This window comes from Streptomyces sp. NPDC050564 (assembly GCF_044457265.1).
Taxonomy (GTDB): Bacteria; Actinomycetota; Actinomycetes; order Streptomycetales; family Streptomycetaceae; genus Streptomyces.
The window spans coordinates 25,178-39,212 of sequence record NZ_JBITGS010000029.1 but is presented as its reverse complement, the minus strand read 5'-3'; the positions used below and the strand labels follow the sequence as shown (position 1 = coordinate 39,212).

At 70.9% G+C, this 14,035-nt stretch carries 14 protein-coding genes; 5 read left to right on the top strand and 9 right to left on the bottom strand.

Features of this window, described 5'->3' with window-relative positions:
• Nucleotides 1-16 precede the first annotated feature (16 nt).
• Nucleotides 17-1,087, top strand: a complete 1,071-nt coding sequence (locus ACIBK0_RS36430; protein ID WP_399089354.1) for a GTPase-associated protein 1-related protein — start codon at nucleotides 17-19, stop codon at nucleotides 1,085-1,087.
• 14 nt (nucleotides 1,088-1,101) lie between these two features.
• Complete coding sequence (locus tag ACIBK0_RS36425; RefSeq protein WP_399089351.1) at nucleotides 1,102-1,275, top strand: CsbD family protein; 174 nt, start codon at nucleotides 1,102-1,104, stop codon at nucleotides 1,273-1,275.
• A gap of 91 nt (nucleotides 1,276-1,366) precedes the next feature.
• Here ACIBK0_RS36425 and ACIBK0_RS36420 read toward each other — a convergent pair whose 3' ends face one another.
• A complete protein-coding gene (locus ACIBK0_RS36420) occupies nucleotides 1,367-1,705 on the bottom strand; it encodes a hypothetical protein (protein ID WP_399089348.1) in 339 nt (112 codons plus the stop codon).
• Between the two features lie 374 nt (nucleotides 1,706-2,079).
• On the opposite strand from ACIBK0_RS36420, the gene ACIBK0_RS36415 reads away from it, so the two are divergent.
• The gene (locus tag ACIBK0_RS36415; RefSeq protein ID WP_399089345.1) at nucleotides 2,080-2,784 is read left to right on the top strand and encodes a GAF and ANTAR domain-containing protein; all 705 of its coding nucleotides are present in this window, start codon (nucleotides 2,080-2,082) and stop codon (nucleotides 2,782-2,784) included.
• A 351-nt stretch (nucleotides 2,785-3,135) separates the two neighbouring features.
• On the opposite strand, the gene ACIBK0_RS36410 is transcribed toward ACIBK0_RS36415, so the two are convergent.
• The 4 genes from ACIBK0_RS36410 to ACIBK0_RS36395 form a co-directional block, all read right to left on the bottom strand.
• A complete protein-coding gene (locus tag ACIBK0_RS36410) occupies nucleotides 3,136-4,515 on the bottom strand; it encodes a diacylglycerol/lipid kinase family protein (RefSeq protein ID WP_399089342.1) in 1,380 nt (459 codons plus the stop codon).
• Between the two features lie 36 nt (nucleotides 4,516-4,551).
• Nucleotides 4,552-4,980, bottom strand: a complete 429-nt coding sequence (locus ACIBK0_RS36405; protein WP_399089339.1) for a hypothetical protein — start codon at nucleotides 4,978-4,980, stop codon at nucleotides 4,552-4,554.
• 33 nt (nucleotides 4,981-5,013) lie between these two features.
• Nucleotides 5,014-5,484, bottom strand: a complete 471-nt coding sequence (locus ACIBK0_RS36400; protein ID WP_399089336.1) for an SHOCT domain-containing protein — start codon at nucleotides 5,482-5,484, stop codon at nucleotides 5,014-5,016.
• A 137-nt stretch (nucleotides 5,485-5,621) separates the two neighbouring features.
• Complete coding sequence (locus tag ACIBK0_RS36395) at nucleotides 5,622-6,284, bottom strand: HdeD family acid-resistance protein (RefSeq protein ID WP_399089333.1); 663 nt, start codon at nucleotides 6,282-6,284, stop codon at nucleotides 5,622-5,624.
• A gap of 201 nt (nucleotides 6,285-6,485) precedes the next feature.
• Between ACIBK0_RS36395 and ACIBK0_RS36390 the strand changes: the two genes are divergently transcribed.
• Nucleotides 6,486-7,073 (top strand): potassium channel family protein, encoded by a 588-nt coding sequence (locus ACIBK0_RS36390; protein WP_399089330.1) that lies wholly within the window; start codon nucleotides 6,486-6,488, stop codon nucleotides 7,071-7,073.
• 38 nt (nucleotides 7,074-7,111) lie between these two features.
• A complete protein-coding gene (locus ACIBK0_RS36385; protein WP_399089327.1) occupies nucleotides 7,112-8,524 on the top strand; it encodes a DUF2252 domain-containing protein in 1,413 nt (470 codons plus the stop codon).
• Nucleotides 8,525-8,532: 8 nt separating this feature from the next.
• Here ACIBK0_RS36385 and ACIBK0_RS36380 read toward each other — a convergent pair whose 3' ends face one another.
• The 4 genes from ACIBK0_RS36380 to ACIBK0_RS36365 form a co-directional block, all read right to left on the bottom strand.
• A complete protein-coding gene (locus ACIBK0_RS36380; RefSeq protein WP_399089324.1) occupies nucleotides 8,533-8,730 on the bottom strand; it encodes a hypothetical protein in 198 nt (65 codons plus the stop codon).
• Between the two features lie 130 nt (nucleotides 8,731-8,860).
• Nucleotides 8,861-9,379 (bottom strand): hypothetical protein, encoded by a 519-nt coding sequence (locus ACIBK0_RS36375; RefSeq protein WP_399089321.1) that lies wholly within the window; start codon nucleotides 9,377-9,379, stop codon nucleotides 8,861-8,863.
• A 17-nt stretch (nucleotides 9,380-9,396) separates the two neighbouring features.
• Entirely contained in the window at nucleotides 9,397-11,022 is a 1,626-nt protein-coding gene (locus tag ACIBK0_RS36370) for an MFS transporter (RefSeq protein WP_399089318.1), read from the bottom strand.
• A gap of 188 nt (nucleotides 11,023-11,210) precedes the next feature.
• Nucleotides 11,211-13,910 (bottom strand): LuxR C-terminal-related transcriptional regulator, encoded by a 2,700-nt coding sequence (locus tag ACIBK0_RS36365; protein WP_399089315.1) that lies wholly within the window; start codon nucleotides 13,908-13,910, stop codon nucleotides 11,211-11,213.
• Nucleotides 13,911-14,035 lie beyond the last annotated feature (125 nt).

Below are 14,035 nucleotides of genomic sequence, written 5' to 3'. Positions count from 1 at the left end.
GTGGACAGGGCGGTCTTTGCGGCGGGGGCTGACGCCGCTGCCGGCCGCCGTCTTCACCGCGCTGACCGACGAGGGCAGACCCTCGGTGGTCGTGGTCGACAGCTCGGCGGACAGGATCGCGCACTGGTTCGCTGCGGTGTCGTATCCGCTGCCGCCCCCGCCGGCACGTCAACTGTCGTTTGCCACCCACCTGTTCCGGCCGACGCGCAGCCGACTCCATCTGATCGGCACGGTCCCGGAGGCCCAGGACGACTTCGGCGCGGACGACGAAGCGTCGTACGCCGTCTTCGGCTTCATCGAAGGCGCGTTCCCCCCGATCGTCCTCACGCACCCCCTGGTGCACCTGCTGGTACACGTCGGCGTCGGCTCCATCAGGCCCGTGTGGACCTGGACACGGGACTACACCCATGGGCGCGAGCGCGATCCGGGCGACTGGCACGCCCCGGTCGCCACCGCGGCGGCGGAGGGCGGCATCGCGCTCGACGGCCTCGACATCGAGGCGTTGATCGACTGGCTGGGCGACGCACACCATCTGGGGCCACTGCGGGCCGAGGTGGCCCGTTCGATCGACGAGACCCACCGGGCCCTGGACGACAGCCAGTTGGCGAAGCTCAGCGCTGCCGCGCTCGCGGGCGGCGCGCCGGACCTCCACCAGAAGCTGGAGGGCAGGCTGCACGGGTCCCGGATGCGTGCGTACATGACCGGCGTCGAGGACGCGGTACAGCCGGTGCCGATCACGGACACCGAGCAGCGCGCGCATGCCACCGCGCACTGGCGACGACTGCTCGCGGAGGCGGAGACCGCACGGCAGCGGGTACGGCTGCCGTGGGGCGGGGGCGCCCGCTGGGACCCGCCCGAGCCGCTGCTGACCGAGCAGACCGCGCAGCCCGCCCGCGAACTCCTCGGCTCGATGTCGACCTCGGCCGGCAGCACGGTCGAGCAACAACAGTTCCGAACCCCTGAGCCTCGCCCGAAATCGTCACGGACCGTGACGGATCCTGCGCACCACGCACCGGGCACCGGCGATCGGGTTTGGACCGGTTTTTCCCGGTCAGTCGTAGTCATGGATCGCACAGTCGAAGCGTGAGGACGTGATCCGCAGTGGCCAAGCACCAGAAGGCACGGGCCAAGACCGAGCAGGCCAAGGGCAAGACCAAGGAGGCCGCCGGGCGCACTGTCGGCAACGAGAGTCTGACTGCCGAAGGCAAGGCGGAGCAGGCGAAGGGTGACGCCCGACAGGCCAAGGAAAAGATGAAGGACATCTTCCGGCACTGAATAACCCAGAATGCAGGGCCCGCCGCGCGTTCTCGCGGCGGGCCCTGCACTGCCCGGGCGACCGTCCCGGGCCGCGCTCGTGCTGACGTGCTCAGGCCGTGAGGGCCGCCTGCCGGAGTGCGCTTGCCGGGGCCGGTGCACTCCGCAGGGCGGGGCGCACCGGGTACGTGGTCTTCGCCGGATCGACCACCGGGTCCCCCAGCACGATCCGGCCCGCCGCGTGCAGCGCGTCGCACTCGTCGGTGGGCAGGGCCACGTAGCAACCTCCCTGCCCGGCACCGGAACTCAGGGGTTGCCAGTAGCCGTACCGGCGACGGCCGTTGGCATGCACCGTGAGACAGACGGGAACGCGTTGCACGGTGATGAGACGCAGAACCTCGGAACCGCCGGGGCCGAGTGGAGCGGGCGTGCGCGGGAGGGCTCGGAGCATCGTCAGCGGGCTCCGTTCAGGGCTCGCTGCACGGCGCGGCGGTGGAGAGGGGGCGTCATGTGCGGGCGGGCCTTTCGACGGACGGGTTCGATCGCGCACCGCCGGGAGCGGTGACGTTCTCGCTGCAAGGACATTGTTCCGGAGGCCACTGACAACGCGGTCGGGCCCATCTCGCGGCGTTCCCGGGGGCCCACCGAACGGAGGGCGGCGTCTGTGCGCGATCACGCTGCTTGAACTTGAAACAACACTCGGCGGCCGCCCCTCCGCGGGCACCGTGCCCGAAGACGCGTGTTCGGCGCGGTGGGGACGCGAGGGTGGCAAGATGGAGTCGAGCGTGAGCGGCGCGGGCGCTTCAACGAATAAGCAGGTGGCACATGGCGCACGAGCACGGCGAGGTCTGGGAGCAATTCGCCGTCGCCCTCGCGGAAATGGCGCGGGATCTGCTCGCCCAGGACTCGGTCCAGGACACGTTGGACCGCATCGTGGATCATGCGACGGTTCTGATCAACGGGTGCGACGACGCCGGCATTCTCACCGTACGACGGGGTGAGGTGCAGGCCCTGGCGGCGACGAGCGACGTGGTGCGCCGCGCGGACCGTATCCAGCAGGACCTGGGCGAAGGCCCGTGCTTCGACGCCGTGACGAACCGTCAGCAGATCTACGCGATCGATGACTTGAGCCGACCGAATGAGCGCTGGTCCCGCTTCGTCCCCGAGCTGAGGAAACTGGGCATGGGGAGCATGATGGGGATTCTCCTCTTCACCGAGGACGACGAGCTCGGCGCGCTCAACCTGTACTCCCGGCAGCCGCGGGCCTTCGACGAGGCCGCTCGACGAGCCGGCTGGATCCTCGCCTCTCACGCGGCCGTGGCCTTCTCCGCTTCGCGTACCCACCAGCAGCTCGGCCACGCCCTGGAGACCCGCCACGAGATCGGCGAGGCCATGGGCATCCTCATGGAGCGCTACAAACTGACCGAGGACACGGCCTTCAAACTGCTCAAGAAGGCCTCGCAGGACCAAAACATCAAACTGCGCGCGATCGCCCGCCAGATCTGCGAGACCGGCGACAAACCGGGCTGACACCGACCCTCTCCTGACCGAGGCGGGCGCGACACCGGCACACCCCGGACGGCTCATCCGCCCCGGGCTGCGTGCACACCTTGCGCCGGTTCCCTGGGAGCGGCTGACAGCGCGTCGGTCCCGGGTCGATTCGAGGCCTCCGGGAAGCAACTCGCGGGTGCGTCGCAGGAGGGAAACGCGGCGACCGGGGTGACGCCCGCGCGGCACCCGGGTGCTGGGCCGGGCAAGGCTCGCCCGGCAGTTCCTGCTCGATCGCGCCGACGTATCGGTCCTGTCGGCCGACCCTGCCGCGGCGCAGTGATCCTCCGCGGCATATCCGCCGCCGTGTCATGCCGCGACGGCGCCTGCGCGTCAGGCGGGAGCCGGGGAGCGTCTTCTGCCCCGAGCCAGCGGGCCCAGCGCGATTCGTGTGACGCGCTGCCAGTCGGCCGCGGGTCTGCTCCGGGGGGTACCCGGGCGATTGCGCGGCACGCGGACCCGAAGCGCTCCCGGGGCGATCCGGCACACCACGGGTGACTGCAGCAGGACGTGTTCCCCGTCGATGCCGGCCGGGACGGTGTCCGTGTCCGCTTCGACGACCACCTCGTGAGCCGTGAGCCGCTGGAGGCCCGCGGAACGTCCGCCGCGCACCATTCGCGCCGCTTGGGCGGCGTTCTCGACCCGCACGCACAGCACGCCGAGCAGTCCGGAGTCCAGCCGCTCCCGGCGACCCGGCTGGGCCGAGTCGACAGCGCGCAGATAGGGGTTGTTGCTGACCAGCAGCGCCTGCAGCCCTTCGGCGCGGGCGGCGTCGGCCCGCATCCGCAGCCTGGGCGCGTCGGGACCGGTGAGGAGTCCCGGCAGGGCCTGCAGGGTCGTCTGCACTTTCGCGTCGCGGTAGGCGGGGTCGCCGACCACGGCCGCGTATGTTCCGAAGGAGGCGTTGTTGACGAACACTCGGTCGGCGGCGAACCCGAGGTCGACGCGGAGTTCGACGCCGTCGGCCAGCGCGTCCAGACCCGTCGCCGGATCGTCGCGGTCCAGGCCCAGGTCGAGGGCGAAGTGGTTGCGGGTACCGGCGGGAATCACCAGGAAGGGCAGGTCGTGACGCGCCGCCACCTCGGCCACCAGGGCCTGGGTGCCGTCCCCGCCCGCCACCGCCAGCAGGTCGGCTCCGTCGGCCACGGCCTGCTGGGCCAGTTCGGCCACGTCCTGCCCGCCGGCGCCGAGCAGGACGACACGGGCACCCACCGCCCGCGCCTTGTCGACCAGATCGAAACGTCCCACTTTGCCGCCGCCGGAGCGCGGATTCATGAGGATCCAGGGATGGTGGGGTGCCTCGGCGGGTTCATTCTCGCGTGCGGAATGGATCTGTCCCGGCGCCACGGCGATCCGGGCAGCCCCCATGGCCAGCACCCACAGGACCAGCGAGACAAGGGCCGGCCCCAGCATGCCGTATGCGCCGTACAGCGCCAGGACCGTGACCGGCGCGGTCAGGGACAGGACCACTCCCGCCACCCGCACCACACCGGTATGGGCCAGAGTCCACCACAGCCCGACGGCGACGAGGGCCAGTCCGGCGATGCCGACCAGCGCCCAGAGCACACTCCGCAGACCGGCTGCGACGAGCGCCACCAGGACGCTCGTCAGCAGGGCGAGCAGTGCCAGCCGCGCCCACCCGGCACGCCCCTGATCGGCGGCTGCCGTCGGGCGGCCTCCCGGCCCGCTCGCCTCCGTGCTGTGTCGTCCCACGTGGCGCCCTCAGCGCGGTTTCGGCTACTGCCGTTCTCACTGGACGGGCCTGGCGGACCCATCCTCCCGGGCCACGCACAGGGCCCAGATGACGAACCCCGAGAAAGCGATCATCACGATCGACCAGACCGGGGAGTACGGCAGGGAGAGGAAGTTGGCGATGATGATGAATCCGGCGATGACCACCCCGGCCACGCGCGCCCACATCGCCGTCTGGAAGAGTCCGAGACTGACGATCACGGCGACGGCGCCCAGAACGAGGTGGACCCAGCCCCAGCCGGTGAGGTCGAACGCGAAGACGTAGTTGGGTGTCGTGACGAAGACGTCGTCCTGGGCGATCGCCATGATGCCCCGAAGTAGGTCGAGTACGCCGGCGATCATGAGCAGGACGGCCGCGAAAGCCGTCAGGCCTTCGGCCCAGTGCCGCTTGGCCGGGTGCGCGTGCGCGGTGGGAGTCGTGGTCATCGTGCTGCCTCGTTTCAGTCTCGTGCGGTGTTCTCAGCCACCGGAGGGGGAGGTGCCTGCGCCCGCGCGTTGCGACGGGCTCGAGTCCTTCAGGACCAGTTCCTTCGCCCGGCGGAACTCCTCGTCCGTGATGTCGCCGCGGGCACGGATTTCGGACAGCTTGGCGAGTTCGTCGGCGCTGCTGGGCCGGCCCTCGCCGCCCTTGGCGGTCTCCCGGATGTAGCTGTCGAAAGCCGCCTGCTGCTCGCGCGCCTGCGCCACCTCCCGCTGCCCCATGTGCTTGCCACGGGCGATCACGTAGATCAGGACACCCAGGAAGGGCAGGATGATGACGAACACGAGCCAGCCGGCCTTGGCCCAACCGTTCAGCTTGTCGTCCCGGAAGATGTCGACGATGACCCGGAAGAGCAAGATGAACCACATGATCCACAGGAAGAACCACAGCATGGACCAGAAGACGCTCAGCAGCGGATAGTCGTACGCGAGGTACATCTGCGCGCTCATGTCTCTCCTCCGTCCCGGGCCTCGGCCCGGCAGCCGTTCTGTGCCGTCTTCAGCGTGCCCACAGCAAGGACCAAGTGGCCTCACCCGAGGCGGGTGAGCGGTTTTCCCGACCATGGCTCATGGGTGGTGCCCGTCCCTCAGGCCGCCTCGCCGCCGGCGTGCGGCTCCGCCACGCCGGACCTGCGCAGTGCGGCCCGCCACGCGAACGCGACCACCACCTCGACCAGGCCGAGCAGGACGAGCCACAGACCGAGCAGCCGGGTCAGCGCCCGGGCCGACTCGGTGGGCAGGGCCAGTACCACGACCCCCGCGAGGATGGCGATCACCGCGGCGCAGATGACGAAGCCGCGGTGCGGCAGATCCTTGGCGGCGATCGCTCCGTAGAGGGTGAGGATGCCGGACACCAGCCAGACGATCCCGACGATCAACGAAAGCGCGGCGATGGTCTGCAACGGGTTCCTCAGGCAGAGCACCCCGGCCAGGACGTACAGCACCGCGATCAGCAAGCCGGGCAGCCGTTGGCCGAGTTCGTCCCGGCCGAAGGCCGCGACGAACCGGAATGCCCCGATCACGAGGAGATACAGGCCGATCAGGACCGCCAGGACGTGCAGGGTCTCGTCCGGCCAGACCAGTACCAGGATGCCGGGCACGAGCGTGGCGACCGCGGAACCCAGGATCCACGTCCAGGAGCGCCCCAGTTCCGCCAGCACTTCCTCGGGGTCGCCCCCCGGCCCGGAGGCCGCCCCGTCGGGCATGTGTTCCGGTCCGGTACGCGGTGCCGGACCACGCGACACGGTCATGGCTCCTCCTCGCGCGATCGAGCAGATCGCTCCCGGACCGCCGACGGGGCGGTGTGTGGAGATCTCACCGCACCAGCATCCCGCCGACCGCCGGGTCACCGGGTCACCCCAGGCGGGTGATCCGTACGCACCGCCGGGGCGATGAGGTAGGTGCCGAAAGACATGCCTCGGCGTACTGGGGTCCGGACGAAGAGACACGAGATGAACGATCCAGCGGCTGCCCGCACGGAGCCCGCCCGGTCGGGGCGGGCGACGGATCGCGGACGAACGCGCCCGGGACTCTGGGCCTCGGCCGCGTCCCTCGCGCGATCCCTGTTCGTCGCGGCGGGCCTCGTCACCGCGTACTACCTGCTCCCCTTGAACGGGGGCAGCACGAGTGGCGCTTCGGCCCTGTTCGCGTGCGGTCTGCTGGCGGTCGTCGTGGTCTTCTCCTGGGAGATACGGGCCATCGTGCGCTCGCCCCATCCCCGTCTGAAGGCCGTCGAGGCCCTGGGCGCCACGCTGGCGTTGTATCTGGTGCTCTTCGCGAGCGCCTACTACCTGCTGGAGCATGCGGTCCCGGGCTCCTTCAGCGAACCGCTGACCAAGACGGACGCCCTGTACTTCACGCTGACCACGTTCAGCACCGTCGGGTTCGGCGACATCACCGCCCGTTCCGAGACGGGACGGGTGGTGACGATGCTTCAGATGGCCGGCGGGCTGCTGCTCGTGGGCGTCGCCGCACGGGTGCTCTCGAATGCGATCAGGGCGGGGTTGCTGCGCCAGGGCCGGGAGCCGCCGACGGAGTAGGGCTCCCCGGAACGAACAAACGGTCCAGGAGGATCGCCATGGCTACACCGAACGCCATCACGGCCGCGCTGTCACCGGCCGAGAGGGCGGCGTACGGCAGGAACGCGCGCACGCGCGCCCCGCGTTCGAGCCACGGCCGGTTCGACGCCGAGCGGGAACGGCCCGATCCCATTGAGGTGATCGAGCGCCAATCGGTCACGCGGCTGCCCGATTTGGTACCGATCCGCTACGGCCGCATGCTCGAGTCCCCGTTCCGCTTCTACCGTGGCGCGGCAGCGATCATGGCTTCGGACCTCGGGCCCCTCCCGAACACCGGCCTGACCGTGCAGCTCTGCGGGGACGCCCATCTGCTCAACTTCCGCCTGCTGGCCTCGCCCGAGCGTCATCTGGTCTTCGACATCAACGACTTCGACGAGACCCTGCCCGGGCCGTTCGAATGGGACGTCAAGCGTCTGGCGGCCAGCTTCGCGATCGCGGGCCGGGCCAACGGCTTCTCGGTCGAGGAGCAGAACGGCGCGGTGCGGACCTGCGTGCAGGCCTACCGGGAGCGGATGCGGAAGTTCGCCGCCATGCGCACCCTGGACATCTGGTACGCGCAGGACGACGCCGACCAATTGCGGGAGCTGCTGGCCTCATCGATGAGCAAGGAAGCCAGACGCCGAACCGCCGAGGCGACGGCGCGAGCCCGTACCCGCACCCGTCTCCAGGCCTTCGAGAAGCTCTCCCGGGTCACGGCCGAGGGCCTGCGGATCGCAGCGGACCCACCGCTCATCACCCGCCTACAGGATCTGCTGGCCGACCCCTCCGAGGAGCAGCGGGAACTTGAGACCATCCTGGACGAGTATGCGCGGACCCTGTCGTCCGAGCGCCGGCATCTGCTGCGCCGCTACCGGCTGGTCGACCTGGCCCGGAAGGTGGTCGGCGTCGGCAGCGTCGGAACACGCTGCTGGATCCTGCTCCTGCTCGGCAGGGACGACACCGACCCCCTGCTGCTGCAGGCCAAGGAGGCACAGGAGTCGGTCCTCGCCGCCCACCTGGACAGCGAACGCTACGACAACCAGGGCCGCCGTGTGGTGGCAGGACAGCGGCTGATCCAGACGACCAGTGACATCTTCCTGGGCTGGACCCACGTCACGGGCATCGATGGGCAGAGCCGGGACTTCTACGTGCGCCAACTGCGGGACTGGAAGGGCATCGCGCGGCCGGACACCATGGACCCCAGCCTGCTCCGCCTGTTCGCGCAGGTGTGCGGGGCCTGTCTGGCGCGAGCCCACGCCCGCTCCGGCGACCCCGTCGCCATCGCCGCCTACCTGGGCGGGAGCGACCGCTTCGACCGTGCGCTCACCGAGTTCGCCCAGGCCTACGCCGACCGGAACGAGCGGGACTTCGAGGCGTTGGGCGCCGCCACCCGCTCCGGCAGGATCCACGCCCTGAGGGAGCCTGTGCGGTGACGCTCGCGTCACTCCGGCAGCTGGCGCATCTCCAGGACTCGCAGACCCAGCGACTGGCAGCGGGCCAGCAGCCCGTACAGGTGCGCCTCGTCGACGACGGAACCGAACAGGATGGTCTGTCCGGACATCACCACGTGGTCCAGCTCCGGGAAGACACTGGTGAGCGTCTCCGACATGTGTCCTTCGACGCGGATCTCGTAGCGCATCAGCTGCTCTCCCCCGAGTGTCCTGGGACAGGCGGGCTGCACCCCTTCCCTGCGATCCTCCGCCCCGGCGCACCGCGCGGCCTCACCCCGTAGAGGTGATACGTCGGCCGGCACACCCGCTCCACCTGCGTCAATGCAGCAGGAGGAGCTTGAACAAGATGATCAGCAGACCGAGCAGCAAATTCACCGAGGCGGCGACCGCCACCAGGCGCCACGAGGCACCGGCCCGTCGTGCCGCGGCCGCCGACCAGCCCACCTGGCCCGCCACCGCGACCGTGAGCGCCAGCCAGAGAGCGCCCGATATGCCGAGGCCAAGGAGAGGGCTGACGGCCACGGCGGCGGCCGGCGGGACGGCGGCCTTGACGATCGGCCACTCGTCCCGGCACACGTGCAGCACCGTCCGGCGATCCAGGCTCTGCTGTGCCAGGCGGGCCCCGAACAGCTGGGCGTGCACATGCGCGATCCAGAACGCCACACCGGTGAGCAACAGCAGCAGCACCAGCTCCAGGCGTGGGTACGCACCCAGGGTGCCGACGCCGACGATCACCGAGGCTGCGAGCATGGATCCGTAGACGCCACCGGTGTAGTCGGCATGGCTCCGTCGCTCGACGGTGCGCGCTCGCGCCGCGACACGCTCGGTCTCGGACATCGCGACCTCCCTCGAAGTCAGCCGGGCGAACCGATCGCGTCGGCCGGGGCGCCGCCACCGGGTCGGCTCGGGCCGCCGGCCCTGGTCGGCAGATGCCGCGTGACCAGGAAACTGGCGAGCGTGATCCCCCCGGTGGCGAGGATCGCCGCCTTCAGACCGTCGAGCTGCGCCGACGCGTACGACTCCGCGAGGGCGTCGACCTCGGACGGCGGCAGCCCGGCTTGTTCGGCCGCCGAGCGCACCTGCTCGGTGGGCACGAAGGTGATCCCGGCTTCGAGGGCGACACCGGTCTGCCGGCGGGTTTCCTCCGACAGCCTCGGGTGGTCCTCCACCTGCGTGGTGAAGACGTGGGCCAGGGAGCCGATGAGTATCGATCCGATGAGCGCGGTGCCCAGCGCGGAGCCGAGGTTCTGGGCGGTGAACTGCAGCCCGCCGACCTCGCTGCGCTCCTCCTCGCCCACGCTGGACTGGACGACGTTGCCCAGCTGCGAGGCGAGCAGACCCATGCCCACGCCGAGCAGGGCCATGGCTCCGGCGAACTGCGCGTCGTCGATGACCGGGTCGATGGTGGCCAGCAGCCACACAATGGCGGCGGCCAGGGTCGCCAGGGCCCATCGGACCACTCGGCGCGGTCCGGCCACCCGCCCCAGCCGGGCGGCGATCATGGAGGCCGCGAGCATGGTGACGGACACCGGGAGCAGCCGCAGCCCCGTCTGGAAGGCGTCGAAGCCCTGAACCACCTGCAGGTACAGCGGGATGGTGAAGAACAGTCCGAGCAGAATGAGGTTCTGGCTCAGCAGGGACATCAGGCCGGACCGCAGCACCGGCTTGTGCAGCAGGGGCAGATGCACCAGCGGCTCGGCGCCACGGGCCTCCCGCAGCCGCTCCCAGTGCACGAAGGCGGCCAGCACGGCCAGCCCGGCGCCGATGACGAACAGGGTCGGCGCGAAGCCCAGGACGGTGAAGGGCGGGTTGCGGGGCTGCACCCATCCCCAGGTGCTGCTCTGCAGCACCCCGAGCACGCCCAACGCGAGCCCGCCCGCCGAGAGTGCGGCGCCGACCCCGTCCAGCCGGGGGCGCGGACCGGTCCGGGGGGATTCCGTGATCACCCGGTGGAAGCACAGCACGGCGATGACGACCACGACCTCACCGGCGAACACCAAGCGCCAGGTGAGGTACGTCGTCACCCAGCCGCCCAGCAGCGGGCCGACCGCGATTCCGGCCCCGGCGAGTCCGCCGATGACCCCATAGGCGACGGCCCGGTCCCGTCCGCGGTAGGACTCGGCCACGAGGGCCGCCATGGCCGGCAGCACCATCGCGGCGCCGAGTCCCTCGATGATCGACCAGGCCAGCGTGAGGACCCACAGGGTGGGAGCCACGGCGGTGAGGGCCGACCCGGTGCCGTAGACGACGAGACCGAGGAGGAAGAGACGACGTCGTCCGAAGATGTCCCCGAGCCTGCCGCCTATGATCATGAACGCCGCCATGACCAGCGCGTACAGCGTGATGACGGCCTGGATGGCGGTGACCTCGGTGTCGAAGTCCTCGACCAGTTGGCTGATGGACACGTTCATGACGGACGTGTCGAGGACCATCAGGAACTGGGCAGTGCCCAGGACGACCAGCGCCCGCCAGTGCGTCACGGTGTCCACCTCGCCGAGTCGGCCCGGGACGCCGGCGGAGTCGGCCGGGCAGCGACAGGCACCTGCCCTGCCGCCACCCCCATCGCATCCGAAGAAGCCGGCCGGCGCTTCACCCACCACGGGCGAGCCGGGCGGGTCGCGCCGGGGCCCGTCATGGACCCGCCCCTCCCTGTCCCTCAGAGGCCCCTTCACGGTCGTGGTGGCAGCAGCCGCAGTTCGCGCGCGCGGCGCACCGCGTCGTGGCGCCGGTTCACCGCCAGCTTTCGGTAGACGCTCTTGAGGTGGGTCTTGACCGTGTTCACCGACACATACAGATCGGCGGCGATCTCCTCCGTCGACATCATCTGGGCCAGCCGTTCCAGCACATCGCGCTCGCGTCCGCTCAGCTCCTCCACGACCGGCGCCGGTGACCGGTCCTCGGGCCGGGGCAGCCCACCGTGTGCGGGCGAACCGGGGGTGAGCCAGCCCGCGGCCAGCTCTCGCAGGGGCACCATGCCCAGCAGAGGCCGGATCCACGGTCCGGCTTCGAGGAACGGGCGCCGCAGTCGCTCACGGCGTGCCTCGTGGAGCGCCTGGGCGACGAGCCTGCGCGAGGTTGCGGAGTCCCCCGCCCCCTCGGCGGCCTGGGCCCTCACCAGCGAGGCCCGGACGGCCACCGCGGGGCCGCTGCGGCCCTCGGGACGTACTCTGTCGAGCAGTTCCATCGCCTCGATCGGTCTGCCCACGACGAGTTGGGCCCGTGCTGCCCCCACGAGACACGCCGGCTGGTCGTCGGGCACCGCCTGCAGCAGCTCGGCCGCCGTCTCCGGCCGGCCCGCCGCCAGGTGCGCGGCGGAGGCCACCAGCGCTGTCTGCCCCTGTGCCCAGGGGGAGACCACGTCGGCGGCGACGGCCGGTTCCACCGCTTCGAGCGCGGCGTGCGTGTCACCGCGGGCCAGCAGCAGACGCGCGGTGGCGATGGCTCGTCCCGCCTCCATCACCGGGTCCCGCATCGCGTGCTGCGAGTCCGCCGCCCTGTCGAGGAGGGCTCGGGCCTGCGCCAGTTCGTTGCGGTCGACGGCCACGGCGGCCAGGACCAGCAGCTCGATGCCGGAGCCGGATGCCTGAGGCAGGCTGAACCGCTCCGTCTCCGTCATCGCCGCCTGGGCCTTGCGCTCCGCTCTGCCGAGCCAGCCGTTCAGGTAGTCGATCAGGGCGAGATGGCCCAGGGACTCCTCGCGGGCAAGCGCGGTCGAAGCGCCCCCGGAGCAGCCGGCCGCCGCGGTCAGGGCGGCACGCGCGTCCTCGAAGCGCCCTGCCCACAGCCGCGTCGAGCCCAGGTGGGTCAGCAGCAGGGCAGTGAGTTCGGGATGTGCGTCCAGCAGGTGGGTGGGCACCTCCTCCTGAAGTTTCTCCGCCGCCTCCGCGGCACTCTCCGCCCTTCCGGGCGAACCCGTCAGGCGGGCCGCCAGGGCTTCCAGCAGGGCCCAGCTCAGCCCGGCCGCCGCCAGGCCGGGTGAATCGTCCCCTGCCGACGTCCGTTCCTCGGCCAGGCTCTGCTCGGCGTGCCGCAGATGGGCCTGGCCCCGGTCGAGGCCGCACCGGGACAGCTCGCGGGCCGCGCGGACGAGGTCCGTGGCGGTGCCCGTGGCCTCGGGCTCCATCCGCGAGAACAGCCCGGCCAGGTCGTCGCACTGCAGGCCGGTGAAGAGTTGACCGATGGCGAGGTCGTCGACGAGGGCACCGGCGGTGAACTCCCAGTCGCCCGCCGCGGCACCGTGACCGAGCGTCTCCGCGAGGGATCCGGAGCGCTGCAGCCATGTCGCGGCCCGCCGGTGGAGTTCGGGCTCCAGACCGGGAGACCGCATCCGCAGGTGGGCATGGAGGATCTCCCCGAACAGCGGGTGGAGGCGGTACCAGGCGTGCCCGAGGTGCTCGACGAACGCGTTCTCGCGGTGCAGCCCGGCCAGTATGGCCCCGGCGTCGGTGCGCTCCGTCAGCGCGTTCGCGAGCTCTGGACAGAAGCGCTCGAGGACGCTGACCCGCAGCAGCAGGTCCTGCGTCTCGGGGGACTGCCGCTTCAGCACCTCCGCCAGCAGGAAGTCCGCGACCGTGGTGCGGTCTGCCTCGAACTCCTTCAGATACGTCTCAGGATCCGGCCTCTCCTGCGCGGCGAGGGCGCACAGCCGTAGCCCGGCGGCCCATCCCCGGGTGCGCTCCACGAGCGCGCCCGCAGCGGGCACCGGAAGGCACAGCCCGTGCCGTTCCAGCAGCGCGGCCGCTTCCTCGGGAGTGAACGCCAGCTCCGCGTTCCTGATCTCCGTCATGTCGCCGGCTGCCCGGTATCGGTGCAGGGGCAGCAGGGGTTCCGTGCGCGTGACGAGGATCAGGCGCATGCCCCGCCCGGCGTGGTGCAGGACGAACTCCAGCTGCTCCGCGATCTCCGGGTCGGTCACCCTGTCGTACTCGTCGAGCACCACGATCTGGGGCCGGTCCCGGGTGCTCAGGTCGGCGGCGAGCCGTGCGAGCAGGGTGTGGTCCACGCGGTTCGCGTCCGCGGGGAAGCCGACCTCGGTGGGCAGCGGCACACCGGAGGCGCGCAGGGCCTGGAGCAGGTACGCCCAGAAAATTCCGCACCCTTGGTCCGAGGCCTCGGTGGTGAGCCAGGCGACGGGCCGGTCCCGCCCCGCGGCCCAGTCGGCGACCAGCAGGGTCTTGCCCGCACCCGCGGCTCCGTTGACCATGGTCAACGGGGTCAGCAGCGCCTGGTCGAGGTGCTTGACCAACCGCTCCCGCCGCAGGAATGTCGCGGGGCACTTCGGGAGGGCGAACCGCGTGCTCAGAAACGGATCGCCCTGGGGATCGGCGCGCGGCGTCGATTCCGGACCGTTGTCCTGCAACCCAGTCATGGCGCTCACCACCACTGTTCGTCAGGTCATGGGCAGCGCTCCTGCACTCAGCATCCCAGTGTTCCTTCGAATACGCGCGCCACATAGGGCCCAGTGGCCCCGACCGAAGAGCTGACAGGCCGCCG

What these genes read in the sequence shown, in the direction of transcription:
- ACIBK0_RS36365 (WP_399089315.1), bottom strand. Translation starts at nt 13,910, where the DNA reads ATGACTGGGTTGCAGGACAACGGTCCGGAATCGACGCCGCGCGCCGAT.
- ACIBK0_RS36385 (WP_399089327.1), top strand. Translation starts at nt 7,112, where the DNA reads ATGGCTACACCGAACGCCATCACGGCCGCGCTGTCACCGGCCGAGAGG.
- ACIBK0_RS36420 (WP_399089348.1), bottom strand. Translation starts at nt 1,705, where the DNA reads ATGCTCCGAGCCCTCCCGCGCACGCCCGCTCCACTCGGCCCCGGCGGT.
- ACIBK0_RS36400 (WP_399089336.1), bottom strand. Translation starts at nt 5,484, where the DNA reads ATGAGCGCGCAGATGTACCTCGCGTACGACTATCCGCTGCTGAGCGTC.
- ACIBK0_RS36405 (WP_399089339.1), bottom strand. Translation starts at nt 4,980, where the DNA reads ATGACCACGACTCCCACCGCGCACGCGCACCCGGCCAAGCGGCACTGG.
- ACIBK0_RS36380 (WP_399089324.1), bottom strand. Translation starts at nt 8,730, where the DNA reads ATGCGCTACGAGATCCGCGTCGAAGGACACATGTCGGAGACGCTCACC.
- ACIBK0_RS36375 (WP_399089321.1), bottom strand. Translation starts at nt 9,379, where the DNA reads ATGTCCGAGACCGAGCGTGTCGCGGCGCGAGCGCGCACCGTCGAGCGA.
- ACIBK0_RS36390 (WP_399089330.1), top strand. Translation starts at nt 6,486, where the DNA reads ATGAACGATCCAGCGGCTGCCCGCACGGAGCCCGCCCGGTCGGGGCGG.
- ACIBK0_RS36395 (WP_399089333.1), bottom strand. Translation starts at nt 6,284, where the DNA reads ATGACCGTGTCGCGTGGTCCGGCACCGCGTACCGGACCGGAACACATG.
- ACIBK0_RS36415 (WP_399089345.1), top strand. Translation starts at nt 2,080, where the DNA reads ATGGCGCACGAGCACGGCGAGGTCTGGGAGCAATTCGCCGTCGCCCTC.